Source organism: Mesorhizobium sp. NFR06 (assembly GCF_900115245.1).
GTDB lineage: Bacteria > Pseudomonadota > Alphaproteobacteria > Rhizobiales > Rhizobiaceae > Mesorhizobium.
Genome location: NZ_FOVT01000016.1, coordinates 113,281 through 136,032, shown reverse-complemented (window position 1 = coordinate 136,032; position 22,752 = coordinate 113,281). Strand labels below are relative to the sequence as shown.

Here is a 22,752-nt window from a genome sequence, read left to right as displayed (position 1 = left end):
GGCGTTTCGCTGAACTTCGCCTGGATCCAGCTCGGCGGCCTGCGCGTCGGTAAGGACGAATCGGCCTTCAATACGTTCACCGGCTACGCCGGCAACGTCATTCAGGATACGCTGGTTCCCTACGGCGACTTCGACACCAACGTCGTCCAGTATTACTTCGATGCCGGCAATGGCTTCTCGGCCGTGGTCTCGCTCGAAGAAGGTTCGGGCGTCATCGGCACCATCGACAGCTACGTTCCGCATGTCGTCGGCGGCTTGAAGTGGACGCAGGGCTGGGGCGCCATCAGCGGCGTCGTCGCCTATGACAGCAACTATGAAGAAGTTGCCGGCAAGGTTCGCCTGGACGTGAACGTCAACGACGCGCTGTCGCTGTGGATCATGGCTGGCTACGGCACCGACGACAACCTGAGCGACCCGACCTGGGCAACTCCGGCTGGCGGCCGCGGCTTCTACAAGCAGTGGGGCGGCAACTGGGCGGTGTGGGGCGGCGGCACCTACAAGTTCAACGAGAAGACCTCGTTCAACCTCCAGGCCTCGGGTGACGATGAGAAGAACTATAGCGTGGCGGCGAACGTCGCTTACGACATCGTTCCCGGCTTCACGGTCACGGCCGAAGTCGACTGGTCGCATTGGGGTGAAGAAGGCATCAACTGGACCGACAGGTCCGCATTCCCCAAGAAGGACGCAGTCGGCGGTTTGCTCCGCTTCCAGCGCTCGTTCTAATAGGCTTTGCACGATTGAAATTGAAACCCGGCGGGCGACCGCCGGGTTTTTTGTAAATGGAATGATCAAGCTGCTACGACAGCACTGAATACCTGACGGGCTATCATCCGCTGGAAAGCAAACTGCCGATAAGGTCAGGTGTCGGCTAGATCTCCCAACGCTTCGATCAAAGGTTGGATCTCGCTCTCATAATTCTTCCATCGCTTGACGGACGACTTGTAGATCGGCTGGCGAACCTGCCAACGGCTGTAAGTATTTACCGAGCCATCTCTATCGAAAAAGCGCAGGCAGGCATCGTCCCAAGGCAGCCCGAGGTAATCTATCAAGCGGCGCGACTGCTCCTCCTGATTTTCAATCAATGTCTCATAGCGATTTTCGAGGATGCGACCCGGAAGGACATTGTTCCAGTGTCGCATCAGGCGATCATATTCCCTGTAGTAGAGCCCGAGAGTCTGAAGATCGCAACTGTAGCTGTGAGCTCCACTGAATTGCAGGACGAAACAGGAGATGCAATTGTCGATGGCATCGCGGCGACAATGAATAATCCGCGCGTTGGGAAAGAGAATGCCGATCAGTCCGATCAACTCGAAATTGCTGGGCATCTTGTCGACGATTCGAAGCGCGTTAGGCGCTCGCTCACGGAGATAGGCAAGATGCCCTGCTGCCAGCGTCTTGGCCAGTTTGGGAGTAATCGTCGCGATCGATCTGCCGAGATCTGTCTTGGAGCTGCCCTTGAGGCCGATCCCATTGGCTATTCGTCTGAGCTTGCTGAGCTCGCCGGCGCCATGAACATTGGGATGGCTGCCACAGATCTGCTCGGTCAGCGTCGTACCCGAGCGCGGCATGCCGACAACGAAAACAGGCACCTCAGACGGATCGCCATAAGCGGCCATTGACGCCACCAGTTCCGGCGTGAAGGTTTCGATCAGGGCATCGACCGAACGACGGTAGATTTCCAGATCGAATTTTTGGCCCCCGGCTTGATTCCCTTTCTTGAAGTGATCCATCGCCTCCTTGTAACGACGGAGGTCGTTGAGCAGCTTCCCGGCCGCGTGATGGAGCGATGCCGCTCCCTCCGCCCCATGGCCCGGGTCTCTAAGCTCGGTCAGGATTGCCGCAAGTTCTGGCGGCTCTTCCGTGAATTTGCGAGTGTGCACAAGTGCATTGTAAGCAGCCGGCACCGCGATGTGCTGATCTATTGCCTCTTTGAAATAGGCTGCTGCTTCGTCCATGCGACCGAGGCTTGCGAGCGCACGAGGCAGCCCCAAGCGAGCCACAGGATGATCCCGGTCGATCTTGAGCGCCTTCTCATACAGCGGCAGCGCCAGTTCTCCTTTGTCAAACGCCTTGTAAGCATCGCCCAGGGCGCAAAGCGCTTCCACCAGATCCGCCTTCAAGGCCAAGGCCTGCTGAAAGTGCCTGATTGCCGGCGTAAATTCGCTGAGCTTCAGGTAGGTCTCACCGAGGCTAAGGTGGTAGTAGGGGTTTCGTGGCTCCTCCCCGACCGCCCTGGCGAAGTACCGCAAAGCCTTCTCGTCGTCGAATCCGAGTCCGAGCGTTCCCAGGGTATAAAAAGCCAGCGGATGGTTTGGCGTACGCGCCAGGACACGAAGGCAGAGTTCCTCCGCCTCAGGCAGTTGCCCAGCTTTCTGAAACTCGAGCGCCTGCCGCAACAGCATGTCGTCGGCCTGCGCTCGCGATGGACCGGCCTGCGTCTTGGCTTTCGGCAGCGTAGCCTTCGGCGGTGCTGCCTTGGCCGAGGGTTGAGTTTTCAGGTGCTTGGCCCAGGCGGGCGGCAATCGGTTGCTCATTCTGTCTCGCTAGCAAAGGCGACCGGGAGAATCCAGTCCGGACGACAATGCACGGTCGACATGTGGCCAGCCTTGCACCCCACCCCTTGCCCGCGCTAGCAAGGAGCCTCCTTTCAAGCGAGCCATTTGCCATGCGCCAGCGCCCCTCCCTCACGCCGATCGTCGGCGCACTTCCCACCACGGTGCCGTTCGTCGGTCCGGAGGCGCAGGAGCGCGAGCGCGGGCGGCCTTTTCGCGCCCGCATCGGCGCCAATGAAAGCAGTTTCGGGCCCTCGCCGCGCGTCATCGCCCGCATGGAGAGCGTCGCGCGCGACCAGTGGATGTATTGCGACCCCGACAATTACGAGCTGAAGGTGGCGGCGGCCGCGCATCACAACGTCGCCGTCGAAAACGTGGTGGTCGGCGAAGGCATCGACGGGCTGCTCGGGCTGGTGGCGCGCATGTATGTCGGACCGGGCGATGCGGTGGTGACCTCGCTCGGCGCCTACCCTACCTTCAACTTCCACATCGCCGGCGTCGGCGGCCGCCTGGTGTCGGTTCCCTATGCCAATGACAAGGAAGACCTCGACGGGCTTCTCGGCAAGGTCGCGAGCGAAAAGGCGCCGCTGGTCTATCTCTCCAATCCCGACAACCCGATGGGAAGCTGGTGGGAGGCGGCGGACGTCATCCGCTTCATCGAGGCGCTGCCGGAAACCACCATGCTGGTACTCGACGAGGCCTATGGCGAGCTGGGACCGGCCTCGGCGCTGCCGCCGATCGATGTTGCGCGGCCGAACGTCATCCGTATGCGCACCTTCTCCAAGGCCTATGGACTGGCCGGCATACGCTGCGGCTATGCGGTGGCCGAGGCCGAGGTGATCCGCGACTTCGAGAAGATCCGCAACCATTACGGCGTCAGCCGCATGGCGCAGATCGCCGGCCTCGAGGCGCTTGCCGACCAGGATTATCTGAACTCGGTGGTGGCGCGCGTGGCCGCGGGGCGGCGCCGCATTTCGGCGATCGCCGAACAGAACGGGCTGAAGCCGCTGCCTTCGGCGACCAATTTCGTCACCATAGACTGCGGCCGCGACGGGGCTTTTGCACTGAAAGTGATGCAGGCGCTGTTGTCGCGCGACGTCTTCATCCGCAAGCCGATGGCACCACGGCTCGATCGCTGCATCAGGGTCAGCGTCGGACTCGACCACGAACTCGACATCTTCGCCGAGGAATTGCCCGGCGCGCTGGCGGCGGCGCGGGGCAACTGACCCTGCCAGCCTTCTGCGGTGGCTGACCGGTCGGATAGTGTAACCGCATGCCTTGGCCCTGGGCCGAAGCCTCGCCAACGTCGTCATCCTTGGGCGTAGCGACGCGAAGCGGAGCGCAGACCCCAGGATCCATGCCGTTACCTCGGCCGCGGAATGCAGCGGTGCAGAATTTTGCACCGTCGCAACACTTCGAAGTCATGGCATGGATCTGGGGTCTGCGCCGCGTCGCTTCGCTCCTTGCTTCGCCCCAGGATGACGAACCGACAGGCGCTTCGGCTAGTCTCCATACTGTGCGAATTTGCCAATTCGAGCACTATCTGATCAGCCAAATCCCTGCCTCAACGAACCGGCAATTTCACATTGTTGCGGTTGCCAGCAGGCGCGTCACGCGATTCAGCGCATCGGAAAGCTCCGCGGCTTCGTGGTCCTCGAGTTTGGCGGTCAGGCGGGCAAGGTCGCGGTTCGTCGCCGCCTCAAGATCGAGCAGCGCGGCTTTGCCCCGCGCCGTCAGCGAAAGAACGGGCGGCCCGTTCTGCGGACCATCGCGCATTTCAGCCAGCCCAATGGCGGTGATTTTTCGAAGGACCCTCAGAAGATAGGCGGGGGCGAGATGCAGTTCGCCAGCCAGTTCGGACGCCACCGGCGCGAGATCGAGATCAAACATACGCGCCAGGAAGCCAGCCTTCCTGCCGGCGGTTCGGCGACGGCGGTCAAGCTCGAACAGCACGCGGGCTTCGGCAAGCGTGTGAGGGCTCTGCATCAAGGTCTCATCGAGCAGCCCGACCAGGCCGGTATAGAACCGGTTGAAGCGACGAATCTCATACACCAGGGCTTCGTGCGGCATGCCGACCTCCTCTCAGAGACATCGCACTTGGATAATTCCCACATTAGTTGACTGAGTCAATTATCTAGTCGGCGCTGCTGCCGCCTTGTCTCGCAAGGCCCGTTGCATTCGACCTGTGCTGCTCCAGATTGATTGGGAAAGATTCTGGAGCGGACCATGCAAGGTCAGCAAAGAACCGTTCGGGCGCGCGTTTCCGGCATGGTGCAAGGCGTGAGCTACCGCGTCTGGACGCGCGGCGAAGCCGTGCGTCTTGGGCTGACCGGTTGGGTGCGCAACGAGCGTGACGGCTCGGTCACCGCGCTGATCGCAGGCTCCGACACCGCGGTCACGGCGATGATCGAACGCTTATGGCAAGGGCCTAGGGGCGCGCTGGTCTCGAAGGTCGAGTTTGAGGACGCGACGGACGACGCGCCCGCAGACTTCAGGATCATCGCCTAGCCCATCCCTCGCCACCACTTCAGGGGGAGCGGAGGAACAACGTATTCTGAGCGCCTTGAATTAATTGAACGTTCGTTTTATTATCACCTTGGATTGAGGCGACCATGGCACGCACCACGGGTTCAGACGGGGAAAGGACGGAAGCGGCCGTCCGCCAGGTTGCAGTCGGCCTGATCGCGCGCCTCGGCTACGAGGCGATGTCGATGCGGCAGCTGGCGGCGGAGGTCGGCGTGCAGGCGGCCGCGCTCTATCGCTATTTCCCGACCAAGGAAGATCTTCTGTTCACGCTGATGCGCGAGCATATGGAAGGCCTGCTCGAGGCGTGGAGCGCGGTCCGGCCGGCCACGGCTGACCCGGTGACCCGGCTGGCCGCCTTTGTCGAAAACCACATCGCTTTCCACATCGAGCGGCGCCACGCCACCCATGTCTCCAACATGGAATTGCGCAGTCTCTCGCATGAGCGGCTGACGCAAATCCTCAAGATGCGCACGGCCTATGAGAAGGAGTTGCGCGCGATCCTGCGCGACGGCGCCGAGGCCGGGGTCTTTCAGATCGACGACACCGGGCTCACCGCCATGGCGCTGATCCAGATGATGACGGGCGTTATCGTCTGGTTCCGGCCCGGCGAGCGGCTGTCGATCGCTGAAGTCACGGCATCATATCTTTCGATGACAATGCGCCTGGTCGGCGCGACAATCAGCCATGGCACCGCGCGTCCCTCCGGGCGCGCCAGGGACGCCGTGGCACTCTGATACGGGCATGATCTCCGCGAAGACCGGGGCGTGCGCAGGGAGGAACGGCATGTACACCAATACGCTCAGCTTCGGACTTGATCCCGACATCGAGGCGCTGCGCGACACGGTAAGGCGCTTCGCCCAGGACAGCATCGCGCCGATCGCGGCCGAGATCGATCGTTCCAACGAATTCCCGGCGCATCTTTGGACCGAGCTCGGCGCGCTCGGCCTGCTCGGCATCACCGCCGATCCGGACTTCGGCGGAACCGGCATGGGCTATCTGGCGCATGTCGTGGCCGTCGAGGAGATCTCGCGCGCATCGGCCTCGGTCGGCCTCTCCTACGGGGCGCATTCCAATCTCTGCGTCAACCAGATCAACCGCTGGGCAACGCCGGCGCAGAAGGAGAAATACTTGCCTTCCCTTTGCTCGGGCGAAACGGTCGGCGCGCTGGCGATGTCGGAATCGGGTTCCGGCTCCGACGTGGTGTCGCTGCGGCTGCGCGCCGAGAAGCGCAACGACCGCTACGTCCTCAACGGCTCGAAAATGTGGATCACCAACGGTCCCGACGCTGGGACACTGGTCGTCTATGCCAAGACCGATCCGGAACGCAATTCGCGCGGCATCACCGCTTTCATCGTCGAGAAGGAAATGGCCGGCTTTTCGGTGGCGCAAAAACTCGACAAGCTCGGCATGCGCGGCTCCAATACGGGCGAGTTGGTGTTCGAAAATGTCGAAGTGCCGTTCGAGAACGTGCTGCATGAAGAAGGGCGCGGCGTCGAGGTGCTGATGTCGGGCCTCGACTATGAGCGCGCAGTGCTTTCCGGCGGCCCGATCGGGTTGATGGCTGCCTGCCTCGACGTGGCTGTGCCTTACGTGCATGAGCGCAAGCAGTTCGGCCAGCCGATCGGTACGTTCCAGCTGGTGCAGGGCAAGCTCGCCGACATGTACACGACGTTGAACGCCGCGCGGGCCTATGTCTATGCGGTCGCCGCGGCCTGCGACCGCGGCGAGACGAGCCGCAAGGATGCCGCCGGCTGCGTGCTGTTCGCCGCCGAGAAAGCGACGCAGATGGCGCTCGACGCCATCCAGCTGCTCGGCGGCAACGGTTATATCAACGATTACCCGACCGGCCGGCTGCTGCGCGACGCCAAGCTTTACGAGATCGGCGCCGGCACCAGCGAGATCCGCCGCTGGCTGATCGGGCGCGAGATCATGGCGGAGGGGGTTTGATGTTTCCCTCCGCCTCCTCAGCCGAACGCCTTGGGCAGGTCAACGGTTGGTTTGGCAACGATCTGGTGCGCATCTCGCCAGAGCACCTCACGCTGGCGCGCCGACTTGATCGAGCGCACGGGCAAGCCGCCCTCCTCGATCAGCCAGGCGCAATAGCGCGCACGGCTGATCGCTTCCTTGGCGTCCGGGTGGAACCAGCAGATACCCCAGATCGAATTCCGTCGCTTGAAATGCCGGCCAACCCGACCAGGAAATGGCAGATGCTTGTTGAACCAGTCGAACTGATCCTCAAGCTCGCCATGAATCCAGTCAGGGCATCCGTTCCGGTGCAGATACCCGGACGCATGGAAAAAGCCGGTCTCCACCCGGCTCTTCGGATGGATCAGCGGCGTTACAAACCGCACATACATGACGACACTCACGGCGCTTGCAGGCGCCGTGTTCCTCTTGCTCAAATTCGGGATGTGGAAAGCCGCCCTTCGGCGGCGTCAGGCCATGGCCGAAGGGAGACATCTGGTGAAACGCATGGGCATGCCTTTCATCGTCGCCTCCTGAGGGTGTCGCTTGTACAAAAGACGCCACGCTTGGCACGCAGCATCCGGGCGCGGGCTGTTACACTGGTTCCGTTACGGCATCAAGAGGTGTGAGGAAGAACGTGGCGACACTGCAAACCCAGATCTCCCCCTACACCGATACCTTCCGCGCCAATGCCGAGCGCATGCGCGCGCTGGTCGCAGATATCGCCGAGAAGGCGGCCGGTATCGAGCGCGGCGGCTCTGACGAGGCGCGCGAACGCCACCAGGGCCGCGGCAAGCTGTTGCCGCGCGAGCGGCTGGCGCAACTGCTCGACACCGGCTCGCCTTTCCTCGAGGTCGGCCAGTTCGCGGCCTGGTCGATGTATGGCGAGGACATTCCTGCCGCCGGCATCATCACCGGCATCGGCCGTGTCGAAGGCAAGGAGGTGATGGTCGTCGTCAACGACGCCACGGTGAAGGGCGGCACCTATTACCCGCTGACGGTGAAGAAGCATCTGCGCGCGCAGGAGATCGCGCTGCAGAACAACCTGCCCTGCATCTACCTGGTCGACAGCGGCGGCGCCAACCTGCCGAACCAGGACGAGGTGTTTCCCGACCGCGAGCATTTCGGCCGCATCTTCTACAACCAGGCCAACATGTCGGCGGCCGGCATCCCGCAGATCGCCTGCGTCATGGGCTCCTGTACGGCCGGCGGCGCCTATGTGCCGGCGATGTCGGACGAGACGATCATGGTGCGCGACCAGGCGACCATCTTCCTCGGCGGCCCGCCGCTGGTGAAGGCGGCGACCGGCGAGGATGTCAGCGCCGAGGAACTCGGCGGCGCCGATGTGCACACAAGGCTTTCGGGCGTTGCCGACCACTATGCCATGGACGACGAGCACGCATTGGCCATTTGCCGGCGCATTGTCCGGAACCTCAACCGGACCAAGGCCGTAAGCCTCAACCTGCGGGAACCTGTACCGCCGCTTCATCCGGCCGACGAACTCTACGGCATCGTGCCGAAGGATTTGCGCCAGCCCTACGACGTGCGCGAGGTGATCGCCCGCCTTGTCGACGGGTCGGAATTCGACGAGTTCAAGCAGAACTATGGCACCACGCTGGTCACCGGTTTTGCGCATCTGCACGGCATGCCGGTCGGAATCCTCGGCAACAACGGCGTTTTGTTTTCGGAAAGCGCGCTGAAGGGCACGCATTTCATCGAGCTTTGCTGCCAGCGCGGCATTCCGCTGATCTTCCTGCAGAACATCACCGGCTTCATGGTCGGGCGAAAATACGAGGCTGGAGGCATCGCCAAGGACGGCGCCAAGCTGGTGATGGCCGTGGCGACCGCAAAAGTGCCGAAGCTCACGGTCATCATCGGCGGTTCGTTCGGCGCCGGCAATTACGGCATGTGCGGCCGCGCCTTTTCGCCCCGCTTCCTGTGGATGTGGCCGAACGCGCGGATCTCGGTGATGGGCGGCGAGCAGGCGGCGACGGTGCTGGCCATGGTCAAGCGCGAAGGCATCGAGCGCAAGGGCGGCGCGTGGAGCGCCGAGGAGGAAGCAAAATTCAGGAAGCCTATCCTGATGAAATACGAGCATGAGGGCCACCCGCTCTATTCCTCGGCGAGGCTCTGGGACGACGGCATCATCGATCCGGCCAGAACGCGCGAGGTGCTGGCGCTGAGCCTCTCGGCGGCGCTCAATGCCGGCATCGAGGCAACGAAGTTCGGCGTGTTCAGGATGTGACGATGGGCGCTCTCGGCGACAGGATCCGCATCCACACCGGCGACATCACCAAGCTTTCGGTCGACGCCGTCGTCAATGCCGCCAACTCCTCGCTGCTCGGTGGCGGCGGCGTCGATGGCGCCATCCACCGTGCGGCGGGGCCGGAGCTGTTGGCCGAGTGCCGCACGCTCCATGGCTGCAAGACCGGCGATGCCAAGCTGACCAAGGGCTATCGCCTGCCGGCGCGCTACGTCATCCACACGGTCGGGCCGGTCTGGCAGGGCGGGGGCAAGGGCGAGGCCGAACTGCTCGCCTCCTGCTACCGGCGCTCGCTCGAAATCGCGCGCGAGCAAGACTGCCGGACGGTCGCCTTTCCGGCGATCTCGACCGGCGTTTATGGCTATCCGAAAGACGAAGCGACGGACATTGCCGTGGGCATCGTAAGCGACTTCGTGCAACAGAGTGCGGTGCCTGACGCGGTTACCTTCTGCTGCTTCGATGAGCCGATGGCGGAGCGATACCGGCGGGCCGTTGCCGCCATCGGGGAAGGCTAACCTTATGGATCGAAAAAATGTGGAGAGGTGACCTCGGCAGAGCACTCCCTTACCAAGGGGAAGGTCCATGATGGTGGGCGAGCGTCTGCCTGGAGAAATTGGCAGGACAGAGGGGGGCGCGAAGGAATGCCGACGTCGCCTGTCGCAAAACCGGGAGGTTCCATGTTCGGCAAGATCCTGATCGCCAATCGCGGCGAGATCGCCTGTCGCGTCATTCGCACCGCCCGCAGGCTCGGCGTGCGCACCGTCGCCGTCTATTCGGATGCCGACGCCCGCGCCCTGCATGTCGAGATGGCCGACGAAGCGGTACATATCGGCGCCTCGCCTGTCGGCGAGAGCTATCTGCGCGGCGACAGGATCATTGCCGCGGCGCTCGCTACCGGTGCCGAGGCGATCCATCCCGGCTACGGATTCCTGTCGGAAAACCCGGACTTCGTCGACCAGGTGACGGCGGCCTCGCTCGTCTTTATCGGCCCCTCCGCCGCCTCGATCCGCGCCATGGGACTGAAGGACGCCGCCAAGCGGCTGATGGAACAGGCCGGCGTGCCGGTGGTGCCCGGCTATCATGGCGTGGCGCAGGAAATCGTGCTGCTTGCCTCCAAGGCGCGCGAGATCGGCTATCCGGTGCTGATCAAGGCGCGCGCCGGCGGCGGCGGCAAGGGCATGCGGCGCGTCGACCACCCCGACGATTTTTCCGAAGCGCTTTCCGGAGCGCGGCGCGAGGCCAAGGCCGCTTTCGGCGACGACCGCGTGCTGGTGGAAAAATATGTCGATAAGCCGCGCCACATCGAGTGCCAGGTGTTCGGCGACAATTTCGGCAATGCGGTGCATCTCTACGAACGCGACTGCTCCGCGCAGCGCCGCCACCAGAAGGTGATCGAGGAAGCCCCTGCCCCAGGCATGACGCCTGAATTGCGCGAGGCGATGACGGAAGCAGCGGTGAAGGCCGCCAAGGCGATCGACTATTCGGGCGCCGGCACGATCGAGTTCATAGTCGATGCTTCCGAGGGCCTGAAAGCCGACCGCTTCTGGTTCATGGAGATGAACACGCGGCTGCAGGTCGAGCACCCCGTCACCGAGATGGTCACCGGCGTCGATCTCGTCGAATGGCAGCTCCGCGTCGCTGCCGGTGAAAAACTGCCGAAAACGCAAGACGAGATCAAGCTTGCCGGCCACGCCTTCGAGGCGCGCCTCTATGCCGAGGACGCCGCGAAAGGGTTCCTGCCGGCGACCGGCACGCTGCATCATCTCAAATTCCCCGACGCGGCGGCGGAAGGTGCTGCGATACGCATCGAGACCGGCGTGCGTTCGGGCGATATGATCTCGCCCTTCTATGATCCGATGATCGCCAAGCTGGTGGTGCACGCCATGGGCAGGAACGCCGGCCTTGCCGCATTGCGCGAGGCGCTGGTGAGGACGGAGATTGCCGGCTCGACGGTCAACACCGCCTTCCTTGCGGCACTCGTCGCCGACGCCGATTTCGCGGCGGGCGATGTCGACACCGGCCTGATCGGCCGGCATCAGGACGCTCTCGTCGCCATCCCCGCGCCAAGCGATGAAGCAATCGCCGCGGCGGCGCTGGCGGCGACCGACGCGGGGGCACCGGGGCCGGCCGCCGATCCATGGTCCTCTCTTGTCGGCTACGCGCATTTCCATATGCTGGCTCGCCGCATCCGGCTGCGTTACGGTGAGGAGGACATCCTGGCCCGCGTCTCGGCGCGGCCGGACGGCCGCTTCCAGGTGGCGCTGGAGGCGCCGCATGACGCGATCAACGCGCACGACCTCAGGACCTTGCCGCGCACCGCTCGCTGGCCTGGCCATGTCACCGTGTTCGAAGGCGCTGTCGGCCATACTTTCGCGGCGCCGGATCCGCTCGCCAAGGCGGATGAGGCGGCCGCTGCCACGGGAAGCCTGCGCGCGCCGATGCCGGGACTGGTCAAGCTGGTGCGCGCGACGGCGGGCGATGCCGTGATCAAAGGCCAGCCGCTTTTGATCCTCGAGGCAATGAAGATGGAGCACACCATCGCCGCCCCGCATGACGGGGTGGTCGCCGAGATCGCGGCCGAAGGTGCGCAAGTCAGCGACGGCACGGTGCTGGTGCGGTTCTCGGAGGACGGCCAGGGCTGAATGCCTAGTTGCCGGGATGACTGAAATAGCTATGTCGGCGGGACAGCGCCCCCCCTCTGTCCTTCCGGACATCCCCCCACTTGGGCGGAGATCAGATGTCGCGTCGACTTTCGCTAATCGCCAACGTTGCAGGAAGTGCGCAGCCGCTGAAGCTGCCAATCTCCACCCTTGTGGGGGAGATGCCCGGCAGGACAGAGGGGGGCGCCGTAAAGCGCCGGCCAAAACGAAAATGGCCGGGCAAGCCCGGCCATTTCCAACCACGAATGGTGGCAATTACGGCTTGATCGGCGCGTATTTGCCGTCGTGCCACTGGTTGATGTCGTAGCTGGCGTTCTTCAGGTCGCCCTTCTCGTCGAAGATGACGTCGCCAACGACGGTGCTGATCGGCTTGCCGTCCTTGAGCGCCGCGGCGACCTTGCCCGGATCGTCGGTGCCGGCGCGCTTGACACCTTCGGCCACAGCCTGGATCACGGCATAGGAGAACAGCGTGAAGCCTTCCGGGGTGAAGCCGCCGGCCTTGATTTTGGCCACGGCATCCTTGGCTTCCGGCTTCGACTGCGGGTCCGACGGGAAGACGAAAAGCGTGCCTTCACCGGCCGGGCCGGCGACCTGCCAGAATTCCGGCGTTGCGATCGAATCCGGCATGATCAGCTGGAACTTGACGTTCTGCTCGGCCGCCTGGCGCAGGATGAGGCCGGCCTCCGGGTGGTAGCCGCCGAAATAGACGACGTCGGCCTTGAGCTCCTTCAGCTTGGTGACGAGCGCCGAGTAATCTTTCTCGCCGGCATTGATGCCTTCGTAGTCGACCTCCTTCAGGCCGCCGGCGTTCATCGTCGCCTTGACCGCATCGGCAACGCCCTGACCGTAAGCGCTCTTGTCGTGCAGGATGACGACGTTCTTGCCGGCGTATTTCTTGGCGACCCAGGGGCCGATGAAGGCGCCTTGCGCATCGTCACGCGTGTAGAGGCGCATGATCGTCGGCCAGCCGGACTTTGCCGCGGCGTCGGTCAGCACCGGGTTGGAAGAGGCCGGGCTCATCATCAGCGTGCCGGCCTCGGCATAAACGGCCGAGGCCGGAATGCTCGAGCCCGAGCAGGCATGGCCGTCGACGAACTTGACGCCATTGGCCACGACGCGGTTCGCTACCGAGACCGCCTGCTTCGGGTCGCACTGGTCGTCCTCGATGTCGAGCTTGATCTGGGAGCCGTTGACGCCTCCGGCGGCGTTGATGGCGTCGGCCGCGGCCTGCGCGCCATGCTTGAACTGGTCGCCGATGGTGGCGAGTTGGCCGGTCATTGGGCCGACCACCGAAATGGTGATGTCGTCGGCGAAGGCGACCGACGCGCTCATCATCAAGCCCAACGCGGCCGCGCTCAAAATACCCAATTTTTTCATGACAATAGAACTCCTCCACTTGTGCGCGGCGGCATGGGCCACGCTCGTTCCACAGAGCCGGGACAATTTCACCCTTCGCCGGAACTGTCGAGAGGACAATGCGCCTGGTTTTGGTTCATTCCGGCGAGGACTTCTTGGGCCACGCGCCCGCGCCGTTGCCCTGGAACGACAGTATCACTGCCAGGAGTAAAATGCGAAAAGCCGCGCCGGCCTTGTTCCGGCCGGTCGCGGCTTTTTGCAATCGAGCTTCCGCGGCGCCCCCGCACCTGAACCCCGCTCGCTTCCCTGTTTTTGCGCGGCTTCGGCTGTCCCAACCTGCCGCGTTCTGTTCTTCCCGACCGGCCGTCTTGTCGCGGCCTTGTCCCCGTGAACCGTTCGAGCGCCGTGCTCGCGGGATCAGTGCATGGTCATCCATTCGCGGGCTTCGCGCAGCGCCTTGGCGATCTCGACCTTCGACATGGCGGCCGACAATTCCGAGCGCAGCTCGGCGGCGCGCAGCGATCCCTTGATCGCGGCGATATTGAACCATTTGTGGGCGGCAACGACGTCGGTCTCGCAATCGCGGCCGGTCGCATACATCATGCCCAGTTCGAAAAGAATGTCGGCCTGGGCAGTTGCCCCCATGGCGCCGAAGCCGTCTTCAAGCATTTCAAAACGTGCCATTTCAATCCCCTGTCTGGCTCCCGAGAGCTGCTTCCTTTTTCCCTTGGTGTCCCTTGGGCGGGCCGCTCTTTCGATGCTTTCGAGGATGACGCCTGGCCTTGAATCTGTCGTTAAATGGCTTGCTTAATTTGAAGAAAACAAAGCTAAAACAAGAGGTAAACGCGAAAATTCGTTAAGCATGGGAATCCAGCTTTTGCGCCGTTTTGCGTTGAATTCGATGAAAATTGCCGCGAGCGGAATCAAGGCTTTGCTAACCACGGAAACCGAAGCGTCTTTCGCAACCCGTTCAGTTTCGACGATCCGCGCGGCAAAAATCCTTGCAAGCTTCCGCCGCGGCACTGCTTTTGTTTTGGTGGCAGCTGGATTAGCTTTACCTTTGCGTAAGGGGCTGGAAGGCGGACGGGGCCCGCTGCGACCCTATTGGGAGGAGGACAAGATGTTTCGAAAGATGAGCCTGGCCCTGGCGGCCACATTGATCATGGCAGGCGCCGCGTGGGCCGACCCGATCGAAGGGAATTGGAAGACGCAGGCCGGCGACACCGCGGCGATCGGCGGCAGCGGCTCTTTCTCCATCACGCTCAAGAGCGGCAAATATGCCGGCAAGACCATCGGCTCGCTGAAACCAGCCGGCGACAACAAATACACGGGCAGCATCACCGATCCGGCGAACGACAAGACCTACTCCGGCAAGGCGACGCTCTCCGGCGCCTCGCTCAAGATGAGCGGATGCGTGCTCGGCGGCCTCATCTGTAAGAGCCAGACCTGGCACAAGCTCTGATAGACAACTCCAGACCGCACGAAACGGGGCCCGGACGGCCCCGTTTTCTTTTGGAGCGTCAGCGCTCCGCCGGGCCGACGCCGCGCCACCGGCTCAAAACCCGTCAATCATTTTGAACCGCAGATGAATACCGGTCTCAGAACCGGTTCAGAGGCCGTCAGGCATTTTCTCTCGCATTGAAGGAGAGAGAAATGCTTGCTCGTCGCTTCACAATCGTCTGCCTGCTGATGAGCCTGTTCGGCATGCTCTTCGCCATCCTGGTGGCTGAGGCCGGACACCCGGACCGCTCGTGGCAACGGCCGGTGGCTGCGTTCTCGGCTCCATGAACCAATTCAAGCGCTGAAGCGACCAACCTGAAGAACGGGGACACACCAACATGGACCGCATCGCCAACAGTGCAACGAAGATCCTGAGGCTGCTGCCGCGGGCGGCGCTCATCCTGATGCTGCTCGCCGTCCCGGTGCTGGCGGTGCCGATGATGCGCGCCGACACCGGCCACAGGATCGAGGCGCCGCCGCACAAGAACACCAGCGTCGGCTTCGTCCTGCTTATCAGCCTGCAGCGCGGGTAACACGGCCGAAGAAAAACAACGCTTCGGGCCGCTCGACGCCTGCCGCCCCCTCCCAAGCGCTCTTCCAAATCTCTATATTGAGGCATGGAAAAGCGAATCTACCCCCAAGCCATCGAATCGGTCGTCATGCCGGAGCCCTTCGGCAAGCAGAGCTTCCACGACGCCAGAAAGGCCGTCGCGGCGCTGCAGACGCTGTACGACCGCAACACCAAATTCCTGCGCGATTCCTTCACGGCACTTGCCGCGGGCGTCGACGAGAGCAAGCGCTACCGGGCCTTCTATCCGCAGATCGGCGTCACCACGACCTCGTTCAGCCAGATCGACTCGCGCCAGGCCTACGGCCATATGCCGACGCCCGGGCATTTCGCCACCACCATCACGCAGCCGCAACTGTTCGAGAACTACCTCATCGAACAGCTTCGCCTCATCATGCGCAATCACGGCGTGACGGTGACGGTGTCGGAATCGACGACGCCGATCCCGCTGCATTTCGCCTTCCTGGAAGGCACCTATGTCGACGGCGCGGCTGCCGAGCGCATCAAGCGGCCGATCCGCGATCTGTTCGACGTGCCGGATCTCGACGGCACCGACGACCAGATCGCCAACGGCACCTTCGAGGTGGCATTCGGCGAGCCGCGGCCGCTGGCACCGTTCACCGCGCAGCGCATCGACTATTCGCTGCACCGCATGACGCATTACACGGCGACCAGCCCGCAGCATTTCCAGAACTTCGTGCTGTTCACCAACTACCAGTTCTACATCGACGAATTCGTCACCCGCGCCCGCGACCTGATGGAAAAGGGCGGTGGCGGCTATAGCGAATTTGTCGAGCCCGGCAACGTCGTCACCAAAGCCGGAGCCAGCACGGCAAGCGAGGGCACGCCACCGCCGCGCCTGCCGCAAATGCCGGCCTATCATTTGAAGAAGCCCGGCCATGGCGGCATCACCATGGTCAATATCGGCGTCGGCCCGTCCAACGCCAAGACGATCACCGACCATATCGCGGTGCTGAGGCCGCACGCCTGGGTGATGCTCGGCCATTGCGCGGGCCTGCGCAACACGCAGGCGCTGGGCGACTATGTGCTGGCGCACGCCTATGTGCGCGAAGACCATGTGCTGGACGACGACCTGCCGGTGTGGGTGCCGATCCCGCCGCTGGCCGAGATCCAGGTGGCGCTGCAAGAGGCGGTCGCAGAAGTAACCGGCCTGTCCGGCTATGACCTGAAGCGCATCATGCGCACCGGCACCGTCGCCACCATCGACAACCGCAACTGGGAACTGCGCGACCAGCGCGGACCGGTGCAGCGCCTGTCGCAGTCGCGGGCCATCGCGCTCGACATGGAATCGGCCACTATCGCCGCCAACGGCTTCCGCTTCCGCGTGCCTTACGGGACGCTGCTGTGCGTCTCCGACAAGCCGCTGCATGGCGAACTGAAGCTGCCCGGCATGGCGACCGAGTTCTACAAGCGGCAGGTGGCGCAGCATCTCACCATCGGCATCAGGGCGATGGAGAAGCTGGCTGAAATGCCGATGGAGCGGCTGCATTCGCGCAAGCTCAGAAGTTTCTCCGAAACGGCGTTCCAGTAGACTGCAAGACCTATAGCGACGCGGCGAGGCAATCCGTCGTCTTGCTTGGGCCGCAATTTGGCCGATAAGCGATCCGAACGGATAGTCCACGAGCAATTTCAGGAAGAGCGATGCGGTTTTCCGTCCGAAATTGTGCCAGAACAAGGAGACAGGGCATTTCGCCGTTTCCGTGAAACGGTGTCCTGGGCGGTCGGAGCAAATGACAACGGGCGGTGCGCGCTTGAGCATGATGGCTCAGCTGACATTCCTGGCGATGATGGCATTCTCGGCTGCGCTGCTGGCCGGGTTCTTCGGCACGCTGCATCCGGCTTTCGATTCCTTTTCGCATTTCCGTATGCATCTGAGCATGCTGACCGCGCTGCTCGCGCTGTTGTTGCTTGCCAGCTCCTACCGGCTGCAAGCGGTCGCGATACTCATCTTCGCCGTTGGCTGCCTTGCCACCACCACGAGCGCGTTGCCCAGACTGTCGCCGCAACAAGCGGTCGCAAGGCCGGCCGACCGGATCGTCTACAGCCTGCTGCAGATGAACCTGCGCTTCAACAACCCGACGCCGAAGAAGGTGCTGTCGCTGATCGGACGGACCAATCCGGATGTCATCACGCTCGACGAAGTATCCGGGATGTGGGGGACCGAACTTGGTTATATCGCCAGCTCCTACCCCTATCGCATCCTTTGCGACTATCCCAACGGCATATTCGGCGTCGCGCTGCTGTCGCGCCGGCCATTTGCCGCCGGCACCGCGCCGCGTTGCGAGCCGCGCGGCGCGATGGCGACCGCCACGATCGATTTCGGCGGCGTTCCGGTCAATGTGGCCGCGATCCATCTGAGCTGGCCGTGGCCGATGGAGCAATCCTGGCAGATCGGCGAACTGGCGGAGCCGCTGGCCGCGCTTGGCGAAACCGCCATCATGGCCGGCGATTGCAACGCCGTGCCGTGGAGCGCCGCGGTGCGGCGGGTGGCGCGGCTCAGCGGCATGACGCCGATGCCGTCGGCCGGCCCGACCTGGATCCACCGGATGCTGCCCGACTTCCTGCGCCGCTATGCGGGCCTGCCGATCGACCAGGTGTTCAGCAAGGGCGGGGTGACGATCCTGTCGTCGGCCCGGCTCGAGGATACCGGCTCCGACCATCTACCGGTGCTGGTCGAATTCACGCTGCGGGCCGACAGCAACGCGCCCAGGGACGAGCATAGGTCGGCGCTGGCGGCGAACGATGCGCCGAAGCAGCCGCGAGGCTGACGCCCGCTTCGCAAAGCGAACGAGCGGAAGTTTCAGTTCTTCCCCATCAAGGCACCGACCAACTGCTCGACATGGCCGCCGGCGCGGTGCTCGCGCGCGTCGAAGGCGTTCTGCCTCGCCTCGTAGTCGGCATAGATCGCGTTGATACGGCGCCTGGCTTCCCAGCGCAGGCCGGTGCAGAACCAATTGTCAGCTTGCTCGAGCCCGGCAAGCGCCGTGTCGGTGGCCCGCATCATCTGCTTCGCAATGCCGCCATGGGTGTACTCATGCCGGCGCACGCCTGCCAGGAAACGCTCCCAGCGCCTGTTCAGGGCCGGGCTCGCCGGCGACAGGCGGCGCGGAAACGTGTAGGTCAGGTCGATAATGCCGTCGGCCCGGCGCAGCCGGCAGATGCCGTTGTCACGCGCGAAATCGAGGTCCCAATGCACGGTGTAGCCGGTCTCGGCGATGGCGCGCGTGGCATGGCCGTGCTTCGGCCCCAGGCCATCCATCGCCTCGACCAGTTCCGCGCCGGTCTTGCCGGCGACGTCATAGGTGCGCACATGCACGGTCAGCTTGGTGCCGGCGGAAGCCGCCCCGCAACAAAGCACGCCGGCAGCTAATATCGCCAGGCTGATCCGCCGCATTTCCGCCTCCTTGTCCGGAGGCCGAGCAGACCATAATCGGCGCGCGGCTTCAACGGCCTTGGCCGATGAGCGTGGTTCACATGCCCGGCAGAACGGCCCGGCCGGCTCGGTTTGAAAGGCGGTCGGGACGGCCCTGTCCGGGCTATCACATGCCCTGGTAAACCGGGCCTTCACCGCCTTGTGGCGGCACCCAGTTGATGTTCTGGTTCGGATCCTTGATGTCGCAGGTCTTGCAGTGGACGCAGTTCTGCGCGTTGATGACGAAGCGCACATCCTTGGCCGAGGGATCGGCAGCGGCATTGCCGTCCTTGTCCACCCATTCGTAGACGCCAGCCGGGCAATAACGTGTCGAGGGACCGGCGAAGACATCGTGCTCCGAACGCTGCTGCAGCGCCATGTCGCCGACGATCAGATGCACCGGCTCATTTTCCTCGTGGTTGGTGTTGGACAGGAACACCGAGGAGAGCCGGTCGAAGGTCAGCACGCCATCCGGCTTCGGATAGGCGATCTTCTGATGCCTGGATGCCGGCTCGAGCGTCGCGTAGTCGGCCTTGCCGTGCTTCATGGTGCCGAACGGCGAGAAGCCGAAAAGCGTGTTCATCCACATGTCGAGGCCGCCGAGGCCGATGCCGAGGACGGTGCCGAAGCGCGACCACAGCGGCTTGACGTTGCGCACCTTCTTCAGGTCCTTGCCGATGTCGCTGCCGCGCCAGGCTTGCTCGTAGGAAGCGAGTTCGTCATTGGCGCGGCCGGCGGCAACCGCCTCGGCCACATGCTCGGCCGCCAAGATGCCGGACAGCACCGCGTTGTGCGAGCCCTTGATGCGCGGCACGTTGACGAAGCCGGCCGAGCAGCCCATCAGCACGCCGCCCGGGAAGGACAGTTTCGGTACCGACTGCCAGCCGCCTTCGGTGATGGCGCGCGCGCCGTAGCCGATGCGCTTGGCGCCCTGGAACGTGGCCGCGATCGCCGGATGTGTCTTGAAACGCTGGAATTCCTCGAAAGGCGACAGATACGGGTTCTTGTAGTTGAGATGCAGGACGAAGCCGACCGCCACCTGGTTGTCTTCGAGGTGATAAAGGAAGGAGCCGCCGCCGGTCTTCAGATCAAGCGGCCAGCCGAAGGAATGCTGCACCAGCCCCGGCTTGTGGTGCTCCGGCTTGACCTGCCAGAGCTCCTTGAGGCCGATGCCGAACTTGGCCGGCTCGCGGCCGTCGGCCAGCTTGTACTTCGCGATCAGCTGCTTGGCCAAGGAGCCGCGCGCGCCCTCGCCGATCAGCACATATTTGCCCATCAGCGCCATGCCGGGCGCGTAGGCCGGACCGTGCGTGCCGTCCTTCTCCACGCCCATGTCACCGGTGATCACGCCGGTGACGGCGCCGGCGTCGTTGTAGACGAGGCTTGTCGCGGCAAAGCCCGGATAGATCTCGACGCCGAGCGCCTCGGCCTTGGTCGCCAGCCAGCGGCAGACATTGCCGAGCGAGACGATGTAGTTGCCGTGATTGTTCATCAGCGGCGGCATCAGGAAGTTGGGCAGGCGGAACGAGCCGGCCGGCCCAAGCACCAGGAAATGATCGTCCGTCACCGGCGTCTTGAACGGATGGCCTTCCTCCTCGCGCCAGCCGGGCAGCAGGCGGTCGATGCCGATCGGGTCGACGACGGCGCCGGACAGGATGTGGGCCCCGACCTCGCCGCCTTTTTCGAGCACGACGACGGAAAGGTCCGGGTTGAGCTGTTTGAGACGGATCGCGGCGGCAAGGCCGGCGGGACCGGCGCCGACGATCACCACGTCGAATTCCATGCTCTCGCGTTCGATTTCGCTCATCGGCCCCTCACTGGCTCGCCATGTTCTCGCATTTTGCTGGCTCAAGCGCTGCATAGCGCATCAATTCGCGACGCGAAACCGGCGCTGACGTAACAACGCCGATTTCGACAAAAAGTCGCGGTTTTCCCTACGAAATGGTCGTCGGCAGGCCGCGGCCAAGCATAGGCCAGGGCCAGTTGTTTGGCGGGCCAGGCCGCGTCCGCATGTTTTTAATTGTTCGACGGCTTGGTTATCGGCAATACTTCACGCCATGCGCAATCCAGAGCCGTCCGGCTTTCCCTTGAAGCGCTTACTCTTCACGCCTGGCGCGGCCTGGCGCGCGGTTCTTCCGCTCCTCTTTTTGGCCGTGCCGGCGCACGCCGATCCGGTGAAGGTCTGGGCGACCGGGGCCTATTCCTTCTCCGACGAACTTGGCGGCTTCCGCATCACCGGCGCTTCCGGCATCGGCACCAAGGACGACCCGTTGATCATCAAGGAGGAGCTGAACACGGCGACGCCGGTGACGCTGACCATCCGCGCGACCAAACCGATCGAGCCCTTCGGCAAGGCCGGCGCGGTCGCCAACGGCGTGATGTATATGCGCATCGATGTGCTCAACAACAGCGCCCTGCCCTGGGTGGAGTTCCAGTTCGAGCTGCAGGAGATCCTCGACCAGCCAAGCGTGTTCGGCGACGGCCTGTCCTTCGACCAGCGCAACAAGACGCCCGACAACATCTGGTCGAGCAACTTCGCCGATTTCGAGCGCAAGTTCGAACCATATGACCAGTTGCTGTTCAGGAACGGCAAGGTCGATCCGCTGAAGGCGGCGACCTTCGATTTCCTGATCACCGACTACACGCCGCGCTGGACGTTTTACATCGTGCAGGATCCGCGCATTCCGACGGGCTGAAGCAAACGGAAGGCGATTGGCGAAAGGCATGAAGCGGTGGTCTCCCCCCTCGAGGGACCCTCGAGGGGGGAGATGGCCGGCAGGCCAGAAAGGGTCATGGCGCGTGACGCGCCAACTCTACCTGCCGCCCGTTACAGCGCCAGTCTTGCAAATCTGCACCGCGCGGACAATGGTGGCGCCATGACTGCCGCCTCCCCCCGCACACCTGCAGAGATCGCCGAACTGCTCGCCTTCTACGCCAGCGCCGGCGTCGACGACGCGCTTGAGGACACGCCGATCAGCCGATTTGCCGAAGTGGCGACGAAGTCGGCCGAACGCCGGCCCGCCGAGCGGGCGCCCGCCGCACTGCCTCGCGAATCCAGGCCCGAGAGCCGAACGACATCCGAGCAGGCACCGGAACAAGCTGAGAACCCGCCAGCGCCCTTATCCGGCCTCGACGCGCGCAATATTCCGGACGCGCCCGTGCGGGTGCCGGCGGCGGCCGTTCCCGACGAGGCACAGGCGCTGCTTGCGCGGCAACTGGCGGCAAGTGCTGCGACGCTCGACGAACTGCGCCGGCACATGGCCGCCTTCGACGGCTGCAATCTCAAATTCACCGCCAAGAACCTGGTCTTCGCCGACGGCAACCCCAATGCCGACCTGATGCTGGTCGGCGAGGCGCCGGGCCGTGACGAGGACCTTGAAGGCCTGCCCTTTGTCGGCCGCTCCGGCCGGCTGCTCGACCGAATGCTGGCGGCGATCGGCCTCGACCGCAACTCGGCCTATATCGCCAATGTCATCCCGTGGCGGCCGCCGGGCAACCGCACGCCGACGCCGCATGAGACCGAAATCTGCCGGCCCTTCATCGAAAGGCAGATCGAGCTGGTCAATCCCAAGGTGCTGGTCAATCTCGGCGGGCCTTCGGCGAAGACCCTGCTCAACTCGAGCGAGGGCATCTTGCGCCTGCGCGGCAACTGGCGTGTGCATACGACCGCCTCGGGCATAGCCATTCCGGCGATGCCGACGCTGCATCCGGCCTATCTATTGCGGACGCCGGCGCACAAGAAGCTGGCGTGGCGCGATTTTCTCGAGGTGAAGGCGAAGCTGAAGGCGATTAGCTAATCTCCCCCCTTGTGGGCGAGATGCCTGGCAAGGCAAGGGGGCGCTGTCCCGCCAATCTGTCAGCTTTGGGGTGCTACGCCCAGCGAGGAATAACAAGGATTTCAGGTTCGGCGTTCCTTCGCGCCCCCCTCT

The 22,752-nt window shown here is 63.6% G+C and carries 22 protein-coding genes; 15 read left to right on the top strand and 7 right to left on the bottom strand.

Annotation, left to right across the window (positions count from 1 at the left end; all coding sequences use genetic code 11):
• Positions 1-723, top strand: a 723-nt coding sequence (locus tag F3H96_RS24495; RefSeq protein ID WP_149804256.1) for a porin, incomplete at its 5' end; no start/stop codon positions are given.
• 134 nt (positions 724-857) lie between these two features.
• On the opposite strand, the gene F3H96_RS24490 is transcribed toward F3H96_RS24495, so the two are convergent.
• Positions 858-2,534 carry a sulfotransferase gene (locus F3H96_RS24490; RefSeq protein WP_149804255.1) on the bottom strand — a complete coding sequence of 559 codons (1,677 nt, stop codon included), beginning with the start codon at positions 2,532-2,534 and terminating at the stop codon, positions 858-860.
• A gap of 131 nt (positions 2,535-2,665) precedes the next feature.
• Between F3H96_RS24490 and F3H96_RS24485 the strand changes: the two genes are divergently transcribed.
• Complete coding sequence (locus F3H96_RS24485; RefSeq protein WP_149804254.1) at positions 2,666-3,778, top strand: pyridoxal phosphate-dependent aminotransferase; 1,113 nt, start codon at positions 2,666-2,668, stop codon at positions 3,776-3,778.
• Positions 3,779-4,133: 355 nt separating this feature from the next.
• Here the strand turns inward: F3H96_RS24485 and F3H96_RS24480 are convergent, their stop codons facing one another.
• Entirely contained in the window at positions 4,134-4,622 is a 489-nt protein-coding gene (locus F3H96_RS24480; protein ID WP_149804253.1) for a MarR family winged helix-turn-helix transcriptional regulator, read from the bottom strand.
• A gap of 156 nt (positions 4,623-4,778) precedes the next feature.
• Here F3H96_RS24480 and F3H96_RS24475 point away from each other — a divergent pair, with 156 nt between their 5' ends.
• The 3 genes from F3H96_RS24475 (at position 4,779) to F3H96_RS24465 (ending at position 7,025) form a co-directional block, all read left to right on the top strand.
• Positions 4,779-5,060, top strand: coding sequence for an acylphosphatase (locus tag F3H96_RS24475; protein WP_149804252.1), 282 nt, complete (start codon positions 4,779-4,781; stop codon positions 5,058-5,060).
• Between the two features lie 104 nt (positions 5,061-5,164).
• Entirely contained in the window at positions 5,165-5,812 is a 648-nt protein-coding gene (locus tag F3H96_RS24470) for a TetR/AcrR family transcriptional regulator (protein WP_149804251.1), read from the top strand.
• A gap of 49 nt (positions 5,813-5,861) precedes the next feature.
• Complete coding sequence (locus F3H96_RS24465) at positions 5,862-7,025, top strand: isovaleryl-CoA dehydrogenase (protein ID WP_149804250.1); 1,164 nt, start codon at positions 5,862-5,864, stop codon at positions 7,023-7,025.
• A gap of 17 nt (positions 7,026-7,042) precedes the next feature.
• Here F3H96_RS24465 and F3H96_RS24460 read toward each other — a convergent pair whose 3' ends face one another.
• Positions 7,043-7,390 carry a hypothetical protein gene (locus F3H96_RS24460; RefSeq protein WP_244620136.1) on the bottom strand — a complete coding sequence of 116 codons (348 nt, stop codon included), beginning with the start codon at positions 7,388-7,390 and terminating at the stop codon, positions 7,043-7,045.
• 290 nt (positions 7,391-7,680) lie between these two features.
• Here F3H96_RS24460 and F3H96_RS24455 point away from each other — a divergent pair, with 290 nt between their 5' ends.
• The 3 genes from F3H96_RS24455 (at position 7,681) to F3H96_RS24445 (ending at position 11,948) form a co-directional block, all read left to right on the top strand.
• A complete protein-coding gene (locus tag F3H96_RS24455; protein ID WP_149804248.1) occupies positions 7,681-9,288 on the top strand; it encodes a carboxyl transferase domain-containing protein in 1,608 nt (535 codons plus the stop codon).
• Between the two features lie 2 nt (positions 9,289-9,290).
• Positions 9,291-9,821, top strand: a complete 531-nt coding sequence (locus tag F3H96_RS24450; RefSeq protein ID WP_149804247.1) for an O-acetyl-ADP-ribose deacetylase — start codon at positions 9,291-9,293, stop codon at positions 9,819-9,821.
• A gap of 162 nt (positions 9,822-9,983) precedes the next feature.
• Positions 9,984-11,948, top strand: a complete 1,965-nt coding sequence (locus F3H96_RS24445; protein ID WP_149804246.1) for an acetyl/propionyl/methylcrotonyl-CoA carboxylase subunit alpha — start codon at positions 9,984-9,986, stop codon at positions 11,946-11,948.
• A 273-nt stretch (positions 11,949-12,221) separates the two neighbouring features.
• Here F3H96_RS24445 and F3H96_RS24435 read toward each other — a convergent pair whose 3' ends face one another.
• Together F3H96_RS24435 and F3H96_RS24430 are read right to left on the bottom strand one after the other, a co-directional pair.
• Positions 12,222-13,343: an ABC transporter substrate-binding protein gene (locus tag F3H96_RS24435; RefSeq protein ID WP_149804245.1), complete on the bottom strand. Its 1,122-nt coding sequence runs from the start codon at positions 13,341-13,343 to the stop codon at positions 12,222-12,224.
• Positions 13,344-13,739: 396 nt separating this feature from the next.
• Positions 13,740-14,006 (bottom strand): sel1 repeat family protein, encoded by a 267-nt coding sequence (locus F3H96_RS24430; protein ID WP_149804244.1) that lies wholly within the window; start codon positions 14,004-14,006, stop codon positions 13,740-13,742.
• 436 nt (positions 14,007-14,442) lie between these two features.
• Here F3H96_RS24430 and F3H96_RS24425 point away from each other — a divergent pair, with 436 nt between their 5' ends.
• The 5 genes from F3H96_RS24425 to F3H96_RS24410 all read left to right on the top strand — a co-directional run bounded on the left by F3H96_RS24425 (position 14,443) and on the right by F3H96_RS24410 (position 18,179).
• Positions 14,443-14,784 (top strand): DUF2147 domain-containing protein, encoded by a 342-nt coding sequence (locus F3H96_RS24425; RefSeq protein WP_149804262.1) that lies wholly within the window; start codon positions 14,443-14,445, stop codon positions 14,782-14,784.
• A 191-nt stretch (positions 14,785-14,975) separates the two neighbouring features.
• Positions 14,976-15,110: a hypothetical protein gene (locus tag F3H96_RS31550; RefSeq protein ID WP_280177791.1), complete on the top strand. Its 135-nt coding sequence runs from the start codon at positions 14,976-14,978 to the stop codon at positions 15,108-15,110.
• Positions 15,111-15,160: 50 nt separating this feature from the next.
• Entirely contained in the window at positions 15,161-15,355 is a 195-nt protein-coding gene (locus F3H96_RS24420; protein ID WP_149804243.1) for a hypothetical protein, read from the top strand.
• Between the two features lie 126 nt (positions 15,356-15,481).
• Complete coding sequence (locus F3H96_RS24415; protein ID WP_244620135.1) at positions 15,482-16,942, top strand: AMP nucleosidase; 1,461 nt, start codon at positions 15,482-15,484, stop codon at positions 16,940-16,942.
• Between the two features lie 226 nt (positions 16,943-17,168).
• Entirely contained in the window at positions 17,169-18,179 is a 1,011-nt protein-coding gene (locus F3H96_RS24410; RefSeq protein WP_188131515.1) for an endonuclease/exonuclease/phosphatase family protein, read from the top strand.
• A gap of 32 nt (positions 18,180-18,211) precedes the next feature.
• On the opposite strand, the gene F3H96_RS24405 is transcribed toward F3H96_RS24410, so the two are convergent.
• Entirely contained in the window at positions 18,212-18,805 is a 594-nt protein-coding gene (locus F3H96_RS24405) for a DUF922 domain-containing protein (RefSeq protein ID WP_149804240.1), read from the bottom strand.
• A gap of 145 nt (positions 18,806-18,950) precedes the next feature.
• Positions 18,951-20,630: an electron transfer flavoprotein-ubiquinone oxidoreductase gene (locus tag F3H96_RS24400; protein ID WP_149804239.1), complete on the bottom strand. Its 1,680-nt coding sequence runs from the start codon at positions 20,628-20,630 to the stop codon at positions 18,951-18,953.
• Positions 20,631-20,880: 250 nt separating this feature from the next.
• Here F3H96_RS24400 and F3H96_RS24395 point away from each other — a divergent pair, with 250 nt between their 5' ends.
• Positions 20,881-21,519 (top strand): hypothetical protein, encoded by a 639-nt coding sequence (locus tag F3H96_RS24395; protein WP_149804238.1) that lies wholly within the window; start codon positions 20,881-20,883, stop codon positions 21,517-21,519.
• Positions 21,520-21,699: 180 nt separating this feature from the next.
• Positions 21,700-22,620, top strand: coding sequence for a uracil-DNA glycosylase (locus tag F3H96_RS24390; RefSeq protein ID WP_149804237.1), 921 nt, complete (start codon positions 21,700-21,702; stop codon positions 22,618-22,620).
• Positions 22,621-22,752: the final 132 nt, after the last annotated feature.